22 protein-coding genes are annotated in these 17,397 nt (G+C 32.7%); 10 read left to right on the forward strand and 12 right to left on the reverse strand.

Going from position 1 to position 17,397, the window contains the following annotated elements:
* Nucleotides 1-67 precede the first annotated feature (67 nt).
* Complete coding sequence (locus NKR20_RS09980; protein ID WP_253426123.1) at nucleotides 68-871, reverse strand: N-acetylmuramoyl-L-alanine amidase family protein; 804 nt, start codon at nucleotides 869-871, stop codon at nucleotides 68-70.
* A gap of 272 nt (nucleotides 872-1,143) precedes the next feature.
* Here NKR20_RS09980 and NKR20_RS09985 point away from each other — a divergent pair, with 272 nt between their 5' ends.
* The 3 genes from NKR20_RS09985 (at nucleotide 1,144) to NKR20_RS09995 (ending at nucleotide 3,039) form a co-directional block, all read left to right on the forward strand.
* Nucleotides 1,144-1,578: a hypothetical protein gene (locus NKR20_RS09985; RefSeq protein ID WP_121213755.1), complete on the forward strand. Its 435-nt coding sequence runs from the start codon at nucleotides 1,144-1,146 to the stop codon at nucleotides 1,576-1,578.
* Between the two features lie 268 nt (nucleotides 1,579-1,846).
* Nucleotides 1,847-2,662: a uroporphyrinogen-III synthase gene (locus NKR20_RS09990; RefSeq protein WP_170148387.1), complete on the forward strand. Its 816-nt coding sequence runs from the start codon at nucleotides 1,847-1,849 to the stop codon at nucleotides 2,660-2,662.
* A gap of 155 nt (nucleotides 2,663-2,817) precedes the next feature.
* Nucleotides 2,818-3,039 (forward strand): hypothetical protein, encoded by a 222-nt coding sequence (locus NKR20_RS09995; protein WP_253426127.1) that lies wholly within the window; start codon nucleotides 2,818-2,820, stop codon nucleotides 3,037-3,039.
* 28 nt (nucleotides 3,040-3,067) lie between these two features.
* Here the strand turns inward: NKR20_RS09995 and NKR20_RS10000 are convergent, their stop codons facing one another.
* Together NKR20_RS10000 and NKR20_RS10005 are read right to left on the reverse strand one after the other, a co-directional pair.
* Entirely contained in the window at nucleotides 3,068-3,610 is a 543-nt protein-coding gene (locus NKR20_RS10000) for a D-glycero-alpha-D-manno-heptose-1,7-bisphosphate 7-phosphatase (RefSeq protein ID WP_253426130.1), read from the reverse strand.
* Complete coding sequence (locus tag NKR20_RS10005) at nucleotides 3,607-3,909, reverse strand: hypothetical protein (RefSeq protein WP_253426133.1); 303 nt, start codon at nucleotides 3,907-3,909, stop codon at nucleotides 3,607-3,609. Before NKR20_RS10005 ends, NKR20_RS10000 begins: the two co-directional genes overlap by 4 nt.
* A 320-nt stretch (nucleotides 3,910-4,229) precedes the next feature.
* Here NKR20_RS10005 and NKR20_RS10010 point away from each other — a divergent pair, with 320 nt between their 5' ends.
* Nucleotides 4,230-4,865, forward strand: a complete 636-nt coding sequence (locus NKR20_RS10010) for a hypothetical protein (protein WP_253426137.1) — start codon at nucleotides 4,230-4,232, stop codon at nucleotides 4,863-4,865.
* Nucleotides 4,866-5,078: 213 nt separating this feature from the next.
* On the opposite strand, the gene NKR20_RS10015 is transcribed toward NKR20_RS10010, so the two are convergent.
* The gene (locus NKR20_RS10015; RefSeq protein ID WP_121213761.1) at nucleotides 5,079-5,420 is read right to left on the reverse strand and encodes a DUF378 domain-containing protein; all 342 of its coding nucleotides are present in this window, start codon (nucleotides 5,418-5,420) and stop codon (nucleotides 5,079-5,081) included.
* 199 nt (nucleotides 5,421-5,619) lie between these two features.
* On the opposite strand from NKR20_RS10015, the gene cbpA reads away from it, so the two are divergent.
* On the forward strand, nucleotides 5,620-6,264 hold the full coding sequence (cbpA, locus tag NKR20_RS10020) for a cyclic di-AMP binding protein CbpA (RefSeq protein WP_253426140.1): 645 nt from the start codon (nucleotides 5,620-5,622) through the stop codon (nucleotides 6,262-6,264).
* Between the two features lie 301 nt (nucleotides 6,265-6,565).
* Here cbpA and NKR20_RS10025 read toward each other — a convergent pair whose 3' ends face one another.
* From NKR20_RS10025 to NKR20_RS10035, 3 genes are all read right to left on the reverse strand, one after another.
* Complete coding sequence (locus NKR20_RS10025) at nucleotides 6,566-7,375, reverse strand: carbonic anhydrase (protein ID WP_253426143.1); 810 nt, start codon at nucleotides 7,373-7,375, stop codon at nucleotides 6,566-6,568.
* 119 nt (nucleotides 7,376-7,494) lie between these two features.
* Complete coding sequence (locus NKR20_RS10030) at nucleotides 7,495-8,274, reverse strand: YqhG family protein (RefSeq protein WP_253426146.1); 780 nt, start codon at nucleotides 8,272-8,274, stop codon at nucleotides 7,495-7,497.
* A gap of 39 nt (nucleotides 8,275-8,313) precedes the next feature.
* On the reverse strand, nucleotides 8,314-9,837 hold the full coding sequence (locus NKR20_RS10035) for a DEAD/DEAH box helicase (protein WP_253426151.1): 1,524 nt from the start codon (nucleotides 9,835-9,837) through the stop codon (nucleotides 8,314-8,316).
* Between the two features lie 152 nt (nucleotides 9,838-9,989).
* Between NKR20_RS10035 and NKR20_RS10040 the strand changes: the two genes are divergently transcribed.
* Nucleotides 9,990-10,490, forward strand: coding sequence for a hypothetical protein (locus tag NKR20_RS10040; protein ID WP_253426154.1), 501 nt, complete (start codon nucleotides 9,990-9,992; stop codon nucleotides 10,488-10,490).
* A 130-nt stretch (nucleotides 10,491-10,620) separates the two neighbouring features.
* On the opposite strand, the gene NKR20_RS10045 is transcribed toward NKR20_RS10040, so the two are convergent.
* Together NKR20_RS10045 and NKR20_RS10050 are read right to left on the reverse strand one after the other, a co-directional pair.
* Nucleotides 10,621-10,977, reverse strand: a complete 357-nt coding sequence (locus NKR20_RS10045; protein ID WP_366519718.1) for an SRPBCC family protein — start codon at nucleotides 10,975-10,977, stop codon at nucleotides 10,621-10,623.
* Between the two features lie 40 nt (nucleotides 10,978-11,017).
* The gene (locus NKR20_RS10050; protein WP_121213766.1) at nucleotides 11,018-11,701 is read right to left on the reverse strand and encodes a YczE/YyaS/YitT family protein; all 684 of its coding nucleotides are present in this window, start codon (nucleotides 11,699-11,701) and stop codon (nucleotides 11,018-11,020) included.
* A gap of 743 nt (nucleotides 11,702-12,444) precedes the next feature.
* Here NKR20_RS10050 and NKR20_RS10055 point away from each other — a divergent pair.
* The gene (locus NKR20_RS10055) at nucleotides 12,445-12,609 is read left to right on the forward strand and encodes an aspartyl-phosphate phosphatase Spo0E family protein (protein ID WP_121213767.1); all 165 of its coding nucleotides are present in this window, start codon (nucleotides 12,445-12,447) and stop codon (nucleotides 12,607-12,609) included.
* Between the two features lie 208 nt (nucleotides 12,610-12,817).
* Nucleotides 12,818-14,002, forward strand: a complete 1,185-nt coding sequence (locus tag NKR20_RS10060) for an MFS transporter (protein ID WP_121213768.1) — start codon at nucleotides 12,818-12,820, stop codon at nucleotides 14,000-14,002.
* A gap of 20 nt (nucleotides 14,003-14,022) precedes the next feature.
* Here the strand turns inward: NKR20_RS10060 and NKR20_RS10065 are convergent, their stop codons facing one another.
* From NKR20_RS10065 to prpE, 3 genes are all read right to left on the reverse strand, one after another.
* On the reverse strand, nucleotides 14,023-14,286 hold the full coding sequence (locus NKR20_RS10065; protein ID WP_121213769.1) for a DUF2164 family protein: 264 nt from the start codon (nucleotides 14,284-14,286) through the stop codon (nucleotides 14,023-14,025).
* A gap of 33 nt (nucleotides 14,287-14,319) precedes the next feature.
* Nucleotides 14,320-14,775, reverse strand: a complete 456-nt coding sequence (locus NKR20_RS10070; protein ID WP_121213770.1) for a helix-turn-helix transcriptional regulator — start codon at nucleotides 14,773-14,775, stop codon at nucleotides 14,320-14,322.
* A gap of 564 nt (nucleotides 14,776-15,339) precedes the next feature.
* Complete coding sequence (gene prpE, locus NKR20_RS10075) at nucleotides 15,340-16,122, reverse strand: bis(5'-nucleosyl)-tetraphosphatase PrpE (RefSeq protein WP_121213771.1); 783 nt, start codon at nucleotides 16,120-16,122, stop codon at nucleotides 15,340-15,342.
* Between the two features lie 383 nt (nucleotides 16,123-16,505).
* On the opposite strand from prpE, the gene NKR20_RS10080 reads away from it, so the two are divergent.
* Together NKR20_RS10080 and NKR20_RS10085 are read left to right on the forward strand one after the other, a co-directional pair.
* On the forward strand, nucleotides 16,506-16,901 hold the full coding sequence (locus NKR20_RS10080) for a spore coat protein (protein WP_245987468.1): 396 nt from the start codon (nucleotides 16,506-16,508) through the stop codon (nucleotides 16,899-16,901).
* Nucleotides 16,902-16,925: 24 nt separating this feature from the next.
* A complete protein-coding gene (locus tag NKR20_RS10085) occupies nucleotides 16,926-17,357 on the forward strand; it encodes a spore coat protein (protein ID WP_121213773.1) in 432 nt (143 codons plus the stop codon).
* The last annotated feature ends 40 nt before the right edge of the window (nucleotides 17,358-17,397 follow it).

Genomic DNA, 17,397 nt, shown 5'->3' on the forward strand with positions numbered 1-17,397 from the left:
AAAAAATAATCTACTATTGATTAAAAAACATGAAGACCTAAACACTAAGTTCAGGCCTTCATTTTTATTATTTTTTCGCTTTTCGATATTCAATAGTAGCAAATTGTTCTCTTGATAATGGACGGTTTGGATACTTCCCATTCAATAGTCTCTCATTTATTGCCCATTCCCAAGCTTCTTTGTGAGTTGCTGAAGCTTCCCGTTCGTTTAAGCCAATCATTGATTCAAGTGTTTGAATCCGCTTAGCTTGTGCTTCAATTAATTTTTTTAACTCTTCGTATTGCGCCACGGTTAATTCTCCTTCCTTCGTGGTTTTCTTTAATCCAAGGTATTTTGCAAGTGCTTGTGCAATTTGAGTACCCGCATTTGCTAATACTTGGTTATCCCTTAACTTTTTTATGTCAATTGTGCTGTCCATAAATCCGCCTTCAATTAAAATGGCCGGCATTGTTGTTTCCCGAACAATGTGTAAATTGGCCCTTTTAATTCCCCTATCGCGCAAACCGTATGCGAGTACTACTGCAGGATGGATTGCATTTGCTAATGCCAAACTTCCTGGTTTTGGACTAGTATAAACAAATGTCTCCACACCTGTATGGTTACCCCATTGTCCTGCCAGAGCATTGTGATGAAAAGAGATATAATAGTCTGCTCCCCATCGATTTGCGCCATTTGTTCGTTCTAATAATGGCACATCCCTCTGGCCAGTTGGATCATCAAATCGACGTAACTCCACCCCACCATATTGAGAAAGTTCTTTTTGGAATGCAATGACCACTTGATTATTAAATGACCATTCCCTTTCTCCATCTGGTGTGCGTTTTCCTGGGGTATTAATACCGTGTCCTGCATCAAATCCGATTTTTACCATAATTTTCTATCACCCCTCAATTAATATATTCGAAAACATTTGTTGTATATGATTTATATATCTCTGTTCTCATAAAAAAGCCCCTAAAATCTCAAAAAAATTATCAATAATATTAGGAATCTTGAAACATTCTCATGCTTAACAATGCACTTTCTATCTTTAACATTGGAATTAATTTCCTCATTATACAGTTGTATGATTATATGACTAATATCGAATTATCATAAATTTCTTGCATATAATCTATTAACTATAATACAAGAGGTGATTCTATGGATTATAAGAAGGCCTATGAAACATTCCTGAAAATGGCTTTTGAAGAAATTGACTATCCCGCCGCTCCTGTCGTATATAAGTTATCTGAGAATCAAAAGCTGACTATTGAATATATTCGTGATTTAACAAATCAAGTTCAAAATCGAATCATGCAGCTAAAACTAGTAAATATTACAATGAAGGAAGATGAGTATCGGAAAGAATTGGAGTTATTTAAATTAAACTTTTTAAAGCAATGTCTTCAATCACCTCAAGTTGCGGAATTGGCTAGGTATACACACAACAAATTAAAACTATCAAAATTTATCAATAAGCATAAAAAAATGGACGATTATATGGACATATTAGATAATGCAAACTCTCATATGCATACAATTCGTATCATTCTGCAAGAACTATGGGTTTCAAAGGAAGTAGATCTAGTTATATAAATCTTTTTAATGCTGACACATAAGTGATTTTTCGAAAAGAATAGTAAATAAACATAGATTCTGGGCACGCAATGGAACGTACATGAAAAACTCAACATTTTTCTTAAGTGAAAAATATTGAGTTTTTTGTTTTGTCTCATTTCCGTTTTATTTTCATGTTCACAATTCATTCAAATCCAATGAATTTACTTTATTTTCTGAAAAAAATCCCCCTTTTCAATTTATTATTTGCTAATATATCAATAATAGAATGTTAAGGAGGACTTTTATGGCTGGATTAGAGAATAAACGAATCGCATTACTTGGCACTAGAAAAATTGAAGAACAATCAGCAATCATCGTACAACTTGGTGGTTCTGCAGTACACCGCCCTGCTCAAGGGACAATCTTTTTTGATGCAGCAGTAATCGAACCAGAAATTGATAAAATTATTAATGGCAAATTCCAATGGGCAATCTTTACAACAGGTATTGGTTTTGAAAAATTATTTGAGATTGCAAAAGACGCAGGAAAAGAGGACTCCTTACTCGCTGCATTACAAAATTTAAAAATTGCCATTCGTGGGTATAAAACGGCCAATGCATTGAAAAAAAGAGGATTAAATCCTATTGTTCGGGATGATGATGGAAGTATTGTTGGACTCATTCGACAACTAGAAGCACAACAACTATCAAACCAATCGATAGCTGTTCAACTATATGGTGAACCTCATTCAGAATTAATTGATTGGTTAATTGAAAGAAATAATACGGTGCAAGAAATATTACCGTACGAACATATCCCGCCACAAACAGAAGTGTTAGAAAAATTATTAAACGAGATACTTTCCAACGAACTGGATGCTGTTAGTTTCACAAGTACACCTCAAGTAAAATATCTATTCAAATATGCAGTTGCTCAACACAAAAATAAAGAATTGCTCGAGGCATTTGAAACGAATGTTATTGCATTATCAGTTGGTAAAGTAACAGGAAAAGTTTTAAAAGAATATGGTGTCAATCGTGTTATCATGCCGCAAGATGAAAGAATGGGTAGTGCACTCATGACATTAAATAAATATTATAAAGAAGTTGAAATTTTTTAAGGTCGTTCCAACTTATTCTATATCTCCTCCCTCGACATAAAATGAATAAAGTGAAACTTCAATCAGTCGGTACCCTTCACCGCCACGGATTGACTAGTTGAACTTATTTGTTTTCGGCACTGTCCGTGATTATCCTTGAGGAGGAGCGATGAATTATGTATGCTGTTCACTTTTATGAAAAAAATAACCTGATATTAAGTCAATTACTTAATGAAGTACCATTAGAAGGAGCAGCAATTAAAATTAAAGGACGAAAAGGGACAGTATTATCAGTTACCGATGTAGATGGATACAGATACCATGTCGCTGTTGAGTTGGAAGTTAAGAAGAAACAAGCACCAGTGCTATCTGCTCTCGATAAAAAGAAAAGACGTTAAACATAAAAACACCATTGAAAATGAAGCTTCATTTTTCAATGGTGTTCTTCTTTAAATCCTCAATAATCCAATCTGCAGCTCGTAATAGATCTGTGCAAACGGCATCTGCCAGTTCATCGTGATCACCTAGGTAAACACATTTAGTCCCTGCTTTTTTCCCAGCCATAATATCTGTATCTGTATCCCCTACCATATAAGATTTTGAAAGCTCTACCTCATACTTTTTAGCAAGATCCTCAATCATCTTACTTCCAGGCTTTCGACATTCACAGCCAGCTTTTGGTTTATGGGCACAATAAGCGACATCATGTATAATGGCCCCGTGTTTTTTCAGCTCGCTCACCATGTGCTCATGAATCTTTACAAGCTGAGCTTCCTTCATAAACCCAAGCCCAACTCCACCTTGATTAGTCACAACGAAAATATAATCAAACGAAGCATTTAACTTCTTAATTGCCTCTGGAACGCCAGGTAAGAAATATAAATCACTTTTTTTATTCACAAATTTTACGCGTGCAGATAGTACTTCATTTATGACTCCATCTCGATCTAAAAATACCGCTGTTTTCACTTCTGTGTCACCTTTTCCCTTTTCTCTACATTTTCAACTGACTCTTCTTCCATTAGCTCGAATGGTTCTAGTTTTGTACGCTTACTCTTTATTCTTTCAACAGCCAATTTACATAACGTTACTAGTTTTTTCCCTAAATAAGTGAAGTCATCTTTAATTTCAGGTCCTTGTTCAATTACATCAATAATAATTGTTTCAATAATAGCAAAAATCCATACCGTAATAAGTGCAGTTAATACAAGTAAATCAAAAATAATGGAAAAACCTTCTACTGGATAATCGATATTAAATAGTTTCACTAAATAAAGGCATATTCCAACACTTAACGAAATGGGAGGCGTATATAGTATATAACTATAAGAGATTTTTTTTCCTATAAAATTCAATATTAAACTTAGTATTGCCATAATTAAAATCACAATTAAAAGATATCCCATTTAACCACCACTCATTTTCTAAATTTTGGATACAATCGCATTTTTACCTGAAATAGGAAAAGTTATTCCAATTTATAAAAGGGTATAGTAAACACTTTATGCAAACATCTATTTTAAATAGACTAATGGAATTTAAAAAATCGGGAAGAATATATTCGAAAAGAAATGAAAGGAGTAATACTATGAAGGGAAAAAATAAATATTGGGTGTACTTTTTAACACCAATTTTAGCTTTTGGCATTTTTGGAGCACAAGCGACTCCAATTTTGGCTCATGACCATAGCTTCCATGATAATTATGACAAGCTTGATAAGGAGAAAAAGCAACAAGTAGACACAATATTAGAATCTTTAAAAACTGATTTAGAAAAATGGGGATTAAAACCACCACAACATCATCATGATTTCCTTGATAATCTTGATGAGGAAACGAAGATGAAAGCAAAGGACATCTTCAAACAAGCCGAAGAAGGTAAAATATCTAAAGAAGAAGCAGATAAACAACTTTCTGAACTGGGAATTGATACAAAGAAAGATAAAGAACACTGTAAAGCCTTTGAAAATTTAAATGAAGAACAAAAGAAACAAGTGAAAGACATCTTCAAACAAAAGAAAGATGGAACTATTACCGAAGAACAAGCAAAAGAGAAGCTAGCGGAATTCGGAGTAGATTTACCAAAAGACCCTATGCGTGAAAAATTTGATAAGCTTGATGAAGAAACAAAAGCTAAAATAAAAGAACGCGTAAATGAAGCGAAAGCAGAGTTCGAAAAAATTGGAGTACCTTTCCCAAAAAAATATGAAAAGTTAACGGAATAAATATATTGGAGGTGTCCAAAAAGTAATAATTTTTTGGACACCTCTATTCTTTCTTGGTAAATATCTCTTATGAATTATTGCTCCTGCGGTAGTCGAAATAAATTCCCACTATCCTCGTCGCAAAGGAGTTGTCTCAAAATGACTTTTCAGACAACTCCTTTTCTTTTACACAAAAAATCGATGGTGACAAATGTTTTCACCATCGATTTCTCATTATTTATCATCCGTATATAATTCACGGGCACGTTTTCTATCTTCTTCAGTAAATTCAGTTTCTTCACCAAATTCTGTTTGATAATTCATATTAGTATAGGCATTACTATTGCGTGTATCGTTTGTAACTGTATCAACTTCATCTTCTTCAAATGCTCTAAATAATAATGGAATACATAAAAGACCACTGATTCCAACAAGTGTATAAACCGTTCTGGATAGGAAAGTATCTTGTCCTCCGAATAACGTAGCCACTAGGTCAAACTGAAATAAACCAATAAGTCCCCAATTTATTGCACCAATAATGGCTAATACTAATGCAAGCCGGTAAATAATTCCCATGTAATAACCTCCAAATAATATTTTTTGGTAAAGTACACAACTTAACATTTTGTGTGCTCATATTTTTTGCGGTTTGTTGGCATTTATACATTTCATGATGAATATCTCTCTACATGGTTTCATATTCTAAAAATAGTTTGAAATTCTATGCGCAAAATCCGTTTGCCTAGATTTTCTCAAATGGAAGGGAAGAAAAATTGTGATTGTTAAACAACGATACGTAAAGAAAAACGAGGTTATTTGGTGTAAGGAAAACGATTCGAGTACTGAAGTTTTAAATTTATTGAATGAATCTGGCTATAGATGTATTCCCATTTTAGATGAACAAGGGAACAAATTTATTGGCAATGCCTATAAAGTGGATATTTTAGAACATAAACTGGAGCATGGAAATGAAAATGTTCCGATTTCTGAATTAGCCGTTGATCAAGATGGCACAATTCATGAAGAAAGCTCCTTCTTCGAAATTTTCTTTACCATTAAAAGATTGCCTTATCTTGCTGTCATTGATGATAATAAGAATTTTACCGGTATTTTAACGCACTCGAAAGTATTTGAATTACTTGAAGAAGCATGGGGATATAAAACTGGCAGCTGTGCCTTAACCATTGCACTACCTGATACTGAAGGCATATTAGCTAAGATCCTTAAGAGCATAAAGAAAAAATCAGGAATTCATAGTGTTTTCTCCATGGATGATGATAAATACTACTTACGAAGAATTATCGTAACATTAGCAAAAGGCGCAACATCAGAAACAGTTAAAGAAATCGAAACCCTCCTAAACAAAGCCGGTGCTCAACTCATTGACATAGAAGTTTTTAATCAAGAAGGTTTTGAATAATATGACAACAATAAGAAGTGGTTAGAAAATAAGTAGATTTTTTTAATCTTACGGATGCATTAGAAACAGAAATTCCTTTGAAAATTGATTGGAATGAAGGACAACTCTGCGGGAACAGCAAATTTGTTTACGACAAGTGCGTAAGCAATAGGAGCAAAGTGGACGTCTCAAAAAAGTTTTCAGACGTCCACTTGCCCGCGAAAAGCGTCGGCTAGAACGGAGAACAGCGACTCGAGAAAAAAACAGGTACTCATAAGATTCCATGAGTACCTGTTTTCATTTAGCTATTTATTAAAATTTATTAATCCAACTCAATCTTATAAACATCACGATTATTTAACTGTTGAATCGGACGGTTATTTTGTAAGAAAATCGAGCTAAATTGATTAATTTGCTCATTTGACATTTCAATCGGTTGCTCTAATACGAACCAATTCACCCCTTCAGTACAAGGCGGCGAAGTTAACGAACCAACATATTGATACACATTTTTCTCTTCTGGTAACAGCTGATCTAAATTAATCGGGTTCTTTAAAACTTTCACTGCTTCTGCCCCATCTTTTGGCATATTCGCCCACATCTCTGCTAGCTCTTTATTCTCTTCTCCACTTTCAATAAATAATCCAATAATGGCCATTTTCCCATCTTTTGTTTCATGGAATAAATGTGCTTCCATATCAAAATACTGCCCATTGATTTGATGTTCACTTGGGGAATGGAAATGAATGCCCGTTAACTTATATTCTTCATCATTGATCATTAATGAATTATCTGGTGTTGTTGAGTTTGCTTCAATTGTATGACCATTGTTCTCGATTTCAAACAATGCCTTTTCATAATTCAATTTTACTTCTTCATCAAGTTCTTCCTTGGCAGTATTTGAAACTTCGATATTAATTGGTGATTGCAACTCACCCCTACCGCAAGCTGCGTAATCAGCACTCACATTCATCCATTGTTGAGGTCCAGTTTCACCATCATAAGACCAATTTACTGTGAGTTGCTCTTCACTTTCGACTGGTGCTTGTTCTGTTGTATCCATTGTATAATAGGCTACTAGTGCTAAAACGATTGCAAATGTTACGTATGCAATAACATAGTTCTTTTTCATAATCCTTTCTCCTTTAATTGCTCTTTACTATCAAATTAGCCAATTTACGCTCCTTTCTATTCACGTTTTTAAAAATAAAAATGGAGGAATCTCTAAAAGTGAGACTCCTCCTGCTAGTTCTATTTCAAATAAAAAATACCACCATTAATAATTTCCACTTTAATTCTAGGGTTAAATCTTTCTTCTAAGCCTTTTTTCTCGATTTCATATATTTCTGGTTTTTCCTCTCTATCTTGATAAAAATAATTTAGTACTTCTAACTCCTTCTCAAACCTATTTTTCGCTTCCTCTGCCCAAGAGTGATCATCTTGTGTGATGAGGTTCTGTATCATCAAATCTAAACGTTCCAATGCTCTACTTGGCTTAATGATGTATTGCAGACAGAATGCTTTTTCTGGCATTTCATTTGTTAAATTCATATCGCAAATCGACTCATGAAAATTGTCTTCGATAACTCCATTGATTAAGTTAATACCTAAGGAATGAATCGTTTCTTTTGTTTGGTCACAGTAATAAGATACTTTATAATTCATACAAAAATATGGGGTTAACGTTGTTTGATTTTGTGTATTATCGACTTGCTCATACATTAAAACAAAGGACCCTAGATCTTTGGTTGCTTTAAAGATTTGATTTAATCGCCCTGAACCATAATGAATAATTTCCCCCATAAACTGATTTTGTATCTGGGTTCGGTCCGTGATTAACGTCAGACGTGCAGGATTCGGTTCACTATTTGTTGCTTCAATATACTTCCAATAAAATGGACGATTCATAATTCGTTTGTCCATATCAATTGTTAATTGGACGGTTAATTGAAATCCTTCATCTGAAACAATTTCACAATTGGTTTCTTTAAAAAATGTTTTTAAATAGTCGTGAATTTCAGTTGCATACATAAAATTTCCTCCTTTCTTGCTTATTTAGTGAGTTGACCATTATGCTTTTTTCTCTAAAATATCATCTAAATCGCCAACAACTTTTTCGAAAACATCAATTTTATCATTTAATAAATCAAGGATTTTTTGTTCAATTGTGTTTTCAATGGCGAGATTGTATATATGAACATCTTCTTCTTGTCCTAGACGATGAACACGTCCAATTCGTTGTTCTAGTTTCATCGGATTCCAAGGTAAATCATAGTTTATAACATGATGACAAAATTGTAGGTTTATCCCTTCACCACCTGATTCCGTTGCGATTAAAACTTGGGCTTGTTCTCTAAATAATTGCTTCATCCAATCCCGTTTACTCTTGCTATACTTCCCGTTAAACAGCACACTGGAGATTCCCTTCGTATGCAAATACCATTGTAAATAACTTTGTGTTGCACGATATTCTGTAAAAATAATAACTTTATCGTTTGCTTTTTCTATAATTTCTAATACTTTCTCAGCTTTGGCGTTAATTTCTAGTTTCATTAATTTTTCAATGATTTGTTCAATGTAATCGATTTCTTCTTTCGCATTAATTTTTTGAAGCATTTTGTTTAACGTTAAGAATGTCGCCTCTTTACTACTACACATTTCTTTTAAAAGTGTAACCATTGTAAAAGAGCTAGCGAATACGGAAGAAACAGATTTTAGTTCACAAAGCATGTCATAAACTTCTCGTTCTTCATTTGTAAATTGGATTGGGATAGTTTGAACTTTTCGGGTTGTCCATTCAATTCCAGTATCTGATCGGCGATTTCTGACCATTACTTGATTAACCAGTTCTTTTAAATATTTTTCTCCTTCAATACTGCGTTTTGTTGCTGCGAAGGATTCTTGGAATGTTTCATAATTACCTAAATGACCTGGTTTTAATAAAGAAACAAGATAGAAAATTTCAAACACATCGTTTTGAATTGGTGTAGCTGTTAATAATAAACAAAACTTCTTTTTTATACTTTGCACAAATTCATAGATTTGGGTTTTATGATTTTTTAATTTATGTGCCTCATCAATAATAATCATGTCATAATCTTGTTCATAGATTTTTTCACGGTGTGGACTTTTTTTAGCTGTATCCATACTCATGACAACGACATCATATTGTTCGATTGGTGTATTTCTACGATAACTAATTGCTGGGATAAAAAAGCGTACATTTAGTTCTGTCACCCATTGATTTTGAAGGGAAGCAGGAACTAAAATCAGTGCCTTTTTCACAAGACCTCGTATCATATATTCTTTCATGATTAATCCAGCTTCAATTGTTTTCCCTAAACCAACCTCATCGGCTAAAATAGCTTTCCCATTCATTTTCTCGATGACTGTTTGTGCAGCTTCAATTTGGTGTGGTAACAATTGAAGATTTGTTAGAAATTTTGGCGCCTGCAATCCTGTAAATTCAGGAATTAAATTCATTTTTTCTACTTCATAACTCATTTTATATAGAGTCCAACTATCCCACGGACCATCATTGTTCACACGTTCAATAAAATCTTCCCGCCAATTTGACGACCTTTCAATAATCAATGATGTCACCTCGCTTTTTGTACCTATTAGATTGTCCAAAATCGTAAAACATATAATTACGAATTATATTAATAGGTACATTGGTGAATTGATTGTATGAAAAATCGAAAGGTACGCATCATTTTATTAATAATTAGTAAGGAGCCAACTAAATGAAGAATGGTATATTGATTGGCGTTGTTATTGTGGGAATCCTAGTCATCTTTTTCTTTGGGGATTTTTCGTCAAAGAATCATGAAGAACAGGAGTTTCTAGCATTTCAACAATTTTTAAATGATGAGTTTTTCCCCATCTCAAATGATTGTTTTGATCATTTAAATCAAGCTGTTGACGAACTATATGCTTTTACCTTTTCAGACTGGTATTTTAACGGTGATGGTAGGGATGAAAATGGCATTTTGCAGAGTGATCTTGAACAAATTGAAGATGATGTATTATTATACGAAATTAAATATAATCAAGCGTTAGCATTAAAAAAGAATATTCTTAATCAAATTGAATCATTAAAAGAGACACTTCAATTACTATCTAATGCACCCTCAGAAGAGGATGAAAAATCCTTTGAACGATTTCGATTAAAGTTAATTACAATGATCGAAATACTCTCTACTGAAATGGACGAGATGAATAAATTACTTGAATCCAACCAATAAAAAATCGCGGCTAAGTTTATAAGCCGCGTTAATAATGGTTATTCCGATTCTGCTACTTTTTTTACCCTTTCGACAAACTGCACAACAACTTTATTAGAAGCAAATTTTAGCAAAAGTTTTAATATAGGTTTTAAAGGCTTGTTCGTTGTAGTGTAGACAAAGTGGGTTGTGGTATTTTGTCAATTTTCTTTAATTCATAAAGAGCAGTAATGTCAAACATGTTGGCAAGATTAAAACCTATTTTCACCCTTTTTTCGTTAGCCGTTTCAAGATATTCTAACGTCTCAACATCATACTCTTGAATTCGCTTGCCTTCACGATATGCTTGACGATAAATTGTACCGATCTTTTCTTCTGTTACATGAACCGGTTCATGTCTAACAACTTGGGGCATGATTTTTTGCATATCCTCCAACGATCCATTAAATAGCTTCCAAACCTTTTCAATAGGTGCATTGATTTCAATTTCCTTTGTCCAACTTTTCATACGACATCCCTCCAAAAAGCTAAATCACTATTTTTAAAAACTACAATTCCGTGGTGCTTTCTTCTTGTTCGCCGCTATTCAACCAATTGAGAAGTGGTTCTTGGAACTTTTTCATCAACATGCCTAAAATCTTCCCTATAAAATAAGCAGAAATTAGTGTGCCAATACCTACGGAACCAAATGATTGTATACAAATTAAACAAACGATTAGTGATATACCAACATTAATTAAATCACTTGTAATTTTTGCTTTCGGAAAATGCATTTGAAATCGATTGCTAATTGCATAAGTTAGGGAATCATAAGGCATTAATGGTAATTTCACATTAAAATAAGCAAGTAATGCAAATGCCACAATGAATAAGCTAATAATTAAAAAGATACTCCGCATGATGATTGTTTCTGGTGTTGGTAAGAGACGTACTAAAAATAAAGAAAAATCCATGTAAAAGCCAAACAAAAAAGAGATAAGCAATTGTAAACTAAAATCTCGTAAATCGAATCGTTTCGTTAAAAATACTTGTAAAACGATAAATAATATATTTGATACGACAGTCATAACCCCTACTGACAATCCTGAAACGAGTGCCAACGCATATGGTAAAGATGACACCGGTGAAACACCTAGGGATGCTTGGATTGAAAATGACACACCAATTGCTAATAAAAATAAACCAATGACATACAATGCAACCCGCTTCATTGTATTATTTAGATGGTTCATAAAATCCTTCTTTCTCTAATAAATTATTTAATATCCTACCTCTTATTTTAAATCAAACTAACAAATTAAGGTTATTAAATATTAAGATATTCCAAAAAAGAATAGATTTTATGATTGATCGAATACATTTTCAAAAAAATATAATATTTTTATTGAGCCATAATGAAAGGTTAATAAAAGCAATACTAATAATCTAATTGCAAATCGAACCATTTCTTTCGTATTGTTAGAATTTAAGTGACATTTTAGAGAAATTTGTTCACTATTTTTCAATTTCAAAATAAATTAAAATTACTTCCCTCGTTCTAGGAAATTATAAATCCCTCACAAAAAAAGATATATCGAGATAGTTTTTTTAAGACAAATGTTATAAAATTGACCTTTTCAAAATTGACATATTATATTATCTAAATTTTCAGATTTCAACACCTTTCGATGCATTGTCGAAAGGTGTTTGGCGATTTATACAAGTTTTCCCTTACCTTTGTCATAAAAAAAAACAAGACTTGATTATTTATCAAACCTCGAGACACTAGATAAATACTGGGTTTCTCAACCACTTTTAGCACAGATTTTTTATTGAAATTAATTTTGGTCTTTAAAATATGTTAAATGTGACAAAATTACGAACTTCTTGATTTGAGTCATAAACCGACATTTTTTTCACTTGTAATGAAGTACAATAACATAAGTCATAGCAGAAAATTTACTATTATACAAAATCTTGGGGGAGAATTTTTAAAATGAAAAGTAAATTTTACAAACAAGTATTAAGACTACTAATTGAAATGAAAAGAAAAGATATGTACAAAAAAGCACATCATTTCGGTTTTACTCACCCTAAAACAGTAACATGTAGTCAAGAACTCGATGCTTTACTTAATTTATATTCTCATAAAGCAGCGTAACAATTTTAGCAATTGTTTATATATATTTTTTTGTATTTATTTATACTGGTGTTCAAAAAGTTAATTCTTTTTGGACACCCTTTTCTTTTTTATGTAATATTTCTCCTGCGGTGACTGATTACCATCCTCATCGCAAATTATCAGTCATAAATATTCTCTAGCATAATAAAATGTTAGGTACAAAGATGACAAAAGGAGCGTCTATTGAGTGATTTTCAGTAATGAAAAATTGCAATTTACGATTATGACGATAATCCTCTCTTGGGCAGGATTAATAATTTTAATGAGTATGTATTTTACAATTCCATTGACCGACATATTGATGAACACGTTTCATGTTAATGAAACAAAGGCCATTTGGATTGGCAGTATTTTTTCTTTAACTTACGCATTATGCTGTTTGATTTATGGCCCATTATCCGATCGGTATGGCAGAAAGATTTTTTTAATATTTGGAATTTTTATACTAACCATCGCCACATTTATTTGTGCATTTATCAATAACTACACATTACTACTTATCTTTCGTATCCTTCAAGGTATTGGTGCAGCAGCATTTGTACCCATTTCCCTCGCCTATATTGGGGATGTCTACCCTCTTGAAAAGCGAAAAAGTGCATTTGGTTTTATGACTTCAGGATTTCTCATTTCCAGTGTCCTTGCACAGCTATTTGCAACACTCATACAAAAATACTTGGGGTTAAATTGGATCTATATTATCCTAGCAATACTATATTTGATAACTAGTATCCTTACAATCACTCTTTTACCCAAAGACTCTGCTAATAAACATAAAAATTCTATTTTTTTAAACTTTCTTAACATAAAGAATTTATTATTCAACAAACAACTATCAATATCATTTTCATTTTCCTTTATATTATTATTTTCTTTAATCGGAATGTATACCATTTTAGAAGCCTTTCTTCTTGCACCTCCCTTCTACTTTACGGAACAACAGGTATTCTTAGCCCGCGCTGTTGGTTTAATAGGAACGGTTATGTGCATTCTTGCAGGGAAAATTTCGGATAAGTTTGGGGAAATCCAATCATTTCGTACTTGTTTAGGTATTGCTTCAGTCGCATTATTTTTAATGGCCATTACCCCAAACTTATTAACCATTGTTTTTAGTCTATTATTCGTGGCAAGTATCTCACTCGTTGTACCGATTAATATTACACTCATAAGTCAACGTGCTGCCAATCAAAGAGGTACAGCATTACTTTTTAACGCGTTTATTTTGTTTATAGGTGCAAGTATTGGACCAATGTTAGCGACAAAATTAATGCAAGTTAGCAATGCATTTGTTTCTTTTTCAACATTTAGCGGCATTTTACTGCTAGGTTGCCTAGCTTCACTCTTTTTAAAGGAAAACAAAAGTGCGCCCGAATAAAGAGCGCACTTTCATTTATTTTAATTAAATTTTAGTTTTTTCAACGTGCTAGGTTGTTCTAATTGTAATATTTCTTTTTCTAAGTGATCACATTGATTTTCAATGATACGAAACACATCGTACAAAATGGCATTGTATAAAATTGGGGAAATCGTATCTTTAATAAAATCAAGTAATCGTTGCGCTTCTATCTCTGATATCTTCTCTTGTCTCTCTTTTAAATAAAAAGATTGAATCTCGGAAACCAACCATTGTATTTGTTCATTCGGCATTCTATTTAGCACTCATCTCACTCCAAATAAAATAAAGTTATGTATTTATATTTTTTTGATAATATCTTCCCATTTTTCCTTAGCAACTTTTTGATCAAAGGTGCTTAGTAACCGATAATTTTCGTCATCTAAAATACGATAATGTTTACTTAGTAAATTTTGCTGTAATTTAAAACCACGATATTTATAAAGATTTTTCCACCAAATAACGCCTCCAAAGGTTTTTTCTGTAGGTCGAATGATCACATCATGTATTGTTAATTCTACTAGTTCTAATGGGTCATCACCTAACTGTTTCTTTAACGTTTTACTATCTTGGAAAAGAGCACAAATTGCAATCGTCGTTGTCCAATTAGCAAGACATTTCCCCTTTTCAATCTGAATAAGCGTTTTCTTTGAAATCCCAAGAATCTCTGCCATCTTTTCTTGAGTGAATTGATATTCTGTTCGCACTAATTTTAGATTGTCAGACGCAATTTGAGCAATCAACTCTCGATCCATTTCTATATAACACCTCAAAACACGTTATTCTGTACTACCCTTTATATCGTATAAGTTTGGAAATATTATACAACCCAAAGCATTTATTTATTACTTTCTATTAATTAGACTCTTCAGACAGGAAAAAGGTTACATTTTTTATCTAAAAACTTAATTCATTTCTAAATGAATTGAAACTATGAAGAGAAAAAGATGAAACCATTTTAATTGAATTAGCTACTCTGGTGTTGTAACAGCTGAGGTTGAAACATTATTACGTAAAAACCACAACTTAATAACTCCAACAGCTGTTTTATGGGGGCTGGAATATGCACAAATTGTGGTAGAAAGGACATACGATTGGGTAAAAATTCTAAAGGTAACCTCCCAACTGGAGAACAACTATTAAAACGAAAGGCTTATCGAGATTTCTTTAGTTATGTTTCACCATCTGCTAATGAGAAATGATTTTAAACAAAATGATGCTGCTATATTACCTTACGATTGTGTTATTGGAAATTATATAAAAGAAAAAATAAAAATAGTTGGGGACAACCTTTATAGCTAAGCGTGTCCCAACCATTTTTATCGATTAATTGGATTGTCTTCTCCAATCCTACCAGAATAATTCTTGGCTGCTTTTACAAAAACAAATTCCTCCTCAGGATATCGATAACATGTTAACTTACCACCAAATACTACACCTTGATCTATATTAATTGTATTGTTCACAATTAATGGCTCTCGTTTTGGATCGTGTCCCCATATAATCAGTAAGTCCCCTTTATGTTCTTTATACCATTCTTTTCGTATCGGTTTTCCCTTTTCATCCATCCCTGCAACATCCCCATAACGGCAAAAGTTTTTAATTCTATCATTTTCTTTGCCTATAAAATCGTCACGAATACCAGCATGTGTACAAACAACTCGCGCTTCACCATCTACCGTAAAAATATAATGGGAAGGTGCGTTTAATAATAACTCTTTTATCTCTTCTTTTAATTTCTCCGTTTCTTTTTTACCCTCTAATTTTTCAAATTCTTGAAACTCTTCTTCCACATTTTCATCACCATGGCTAAGTTTGACCTTTCTTCCCATTAACCATCTTGCAATTTTCCATCCATGGTTACTGTCTATCATATAAGCAAGCCCCGCATTTACATGGTTTAAAAAAAATTCCATACATTTGATAGATTGTGGGCCACGGCTCATAACATCTCCAAGAGACACAATCTTACGTCCATCTGGATGGATATATAAACCGTTATTAAGTTGATATCCTAATTTATCTAGTAATTCAATAAATTCATCATAACAAGCATGGATATCTCCAATAAAATCAATGCCTTTGCCTACCTCAATCTTCATTACCTCATACTCCCTTCTATCTCCTAGTATGTAATGATTGAACCATTTTCAATATGATGTAAAATATTTTTTTCATTTCACTAGGTACTTTCCTATTTTTTAACTAGGTCAATCTCCCATTTCTTACTTCAAAATAGGCAAATCACTATTAACTATCTAAGATTTATTTTTAAAAATAGACAAACAACTATATCAATTTTTCACCTGTTCATATCCTATAGTCAGAAGTTGATGGATTTTCAACTTACTTATCAATCATGTTGAAAGGAGGTTTCTAAATGGCAAATTGGGAATGTAGATTCTGTCACTGTAAAAATGATGATTCAAAAAAGAACTGTAAGAAATGTAATTACTACCATTCACCTAAAGGGGAGGGAAGATACATGAGTAATCGATACGATCATGACGCTGATCTCCTTCAGGATGCAGATATGCTGTCATTAATTGATCAAGAGTCCAACGAAGTAATTTGGATTAAAGACTCTATTAACGTAACTGTTCAATCAACAGATACTCAAGCATCTATTTCTCTTCAAGCGGCATTACAATTAGCAATTGCTTTAATTATTAGTATTACAGTTGCTGATTCTGAACGTGGAAATGAAATCACTCAGGACCTATTACAACATTTTGAAAGTGAGCAATTAAATAAACAAAAAATCTTAGTGAGAAATTCAAAAGATGTAAACATTACAACAACTGACACAGATATCTCTGCACATATTCAAGCATTACTACAAGCTTTAGTCGCATTAGTAGTGAAATTAGACATTGCTTAATTTTAAAAAAGTGAGGTGAAAAAAATGGCAAACGAATGGAGAGCTTTAGATTATTGGGATGGAAAAAATGACCTGAACAATGATGCCGACGCTTTACAAGATGCTACTGAAAAAGCGAAAACAATACAACACTCTCATGAATGGATTATTGTAAGAGACTCCGAGTATGTTAATGTCCAAACAACAGATACGCAAGTTGCTTTATCTTTACAACTTGGAATTCAAGCAGCCCTAGCAGCAGTAATTAATATTACACTTGGTGACACTAATCAAGGTAAAAAAGTAGCACATGATTTGAAACAATTCATGAGAACAAGACAACACAATTCACAAAGAACAATCATCGAAAACTCCAAAGAAATTCAAGTAACAACAACTGATACTGACATCGCAGTAAACCTACAAGCAATGATTCAAATTCTAGTTGCTTTAATTGGTCAACTAGATGTCTTATAATATCAGGATTATAAATAAATTTATTTAAAATCTCCTTTAG

It is taken from the genome of Ureibacillus endophyticus, from assembly GCF_024159215.1.
GTDB lineage: Bacteria > Bacillota > Bacilli > Bacillales_A > Planococcaceae > Ureibacillus > Ureibacillus endophyticus.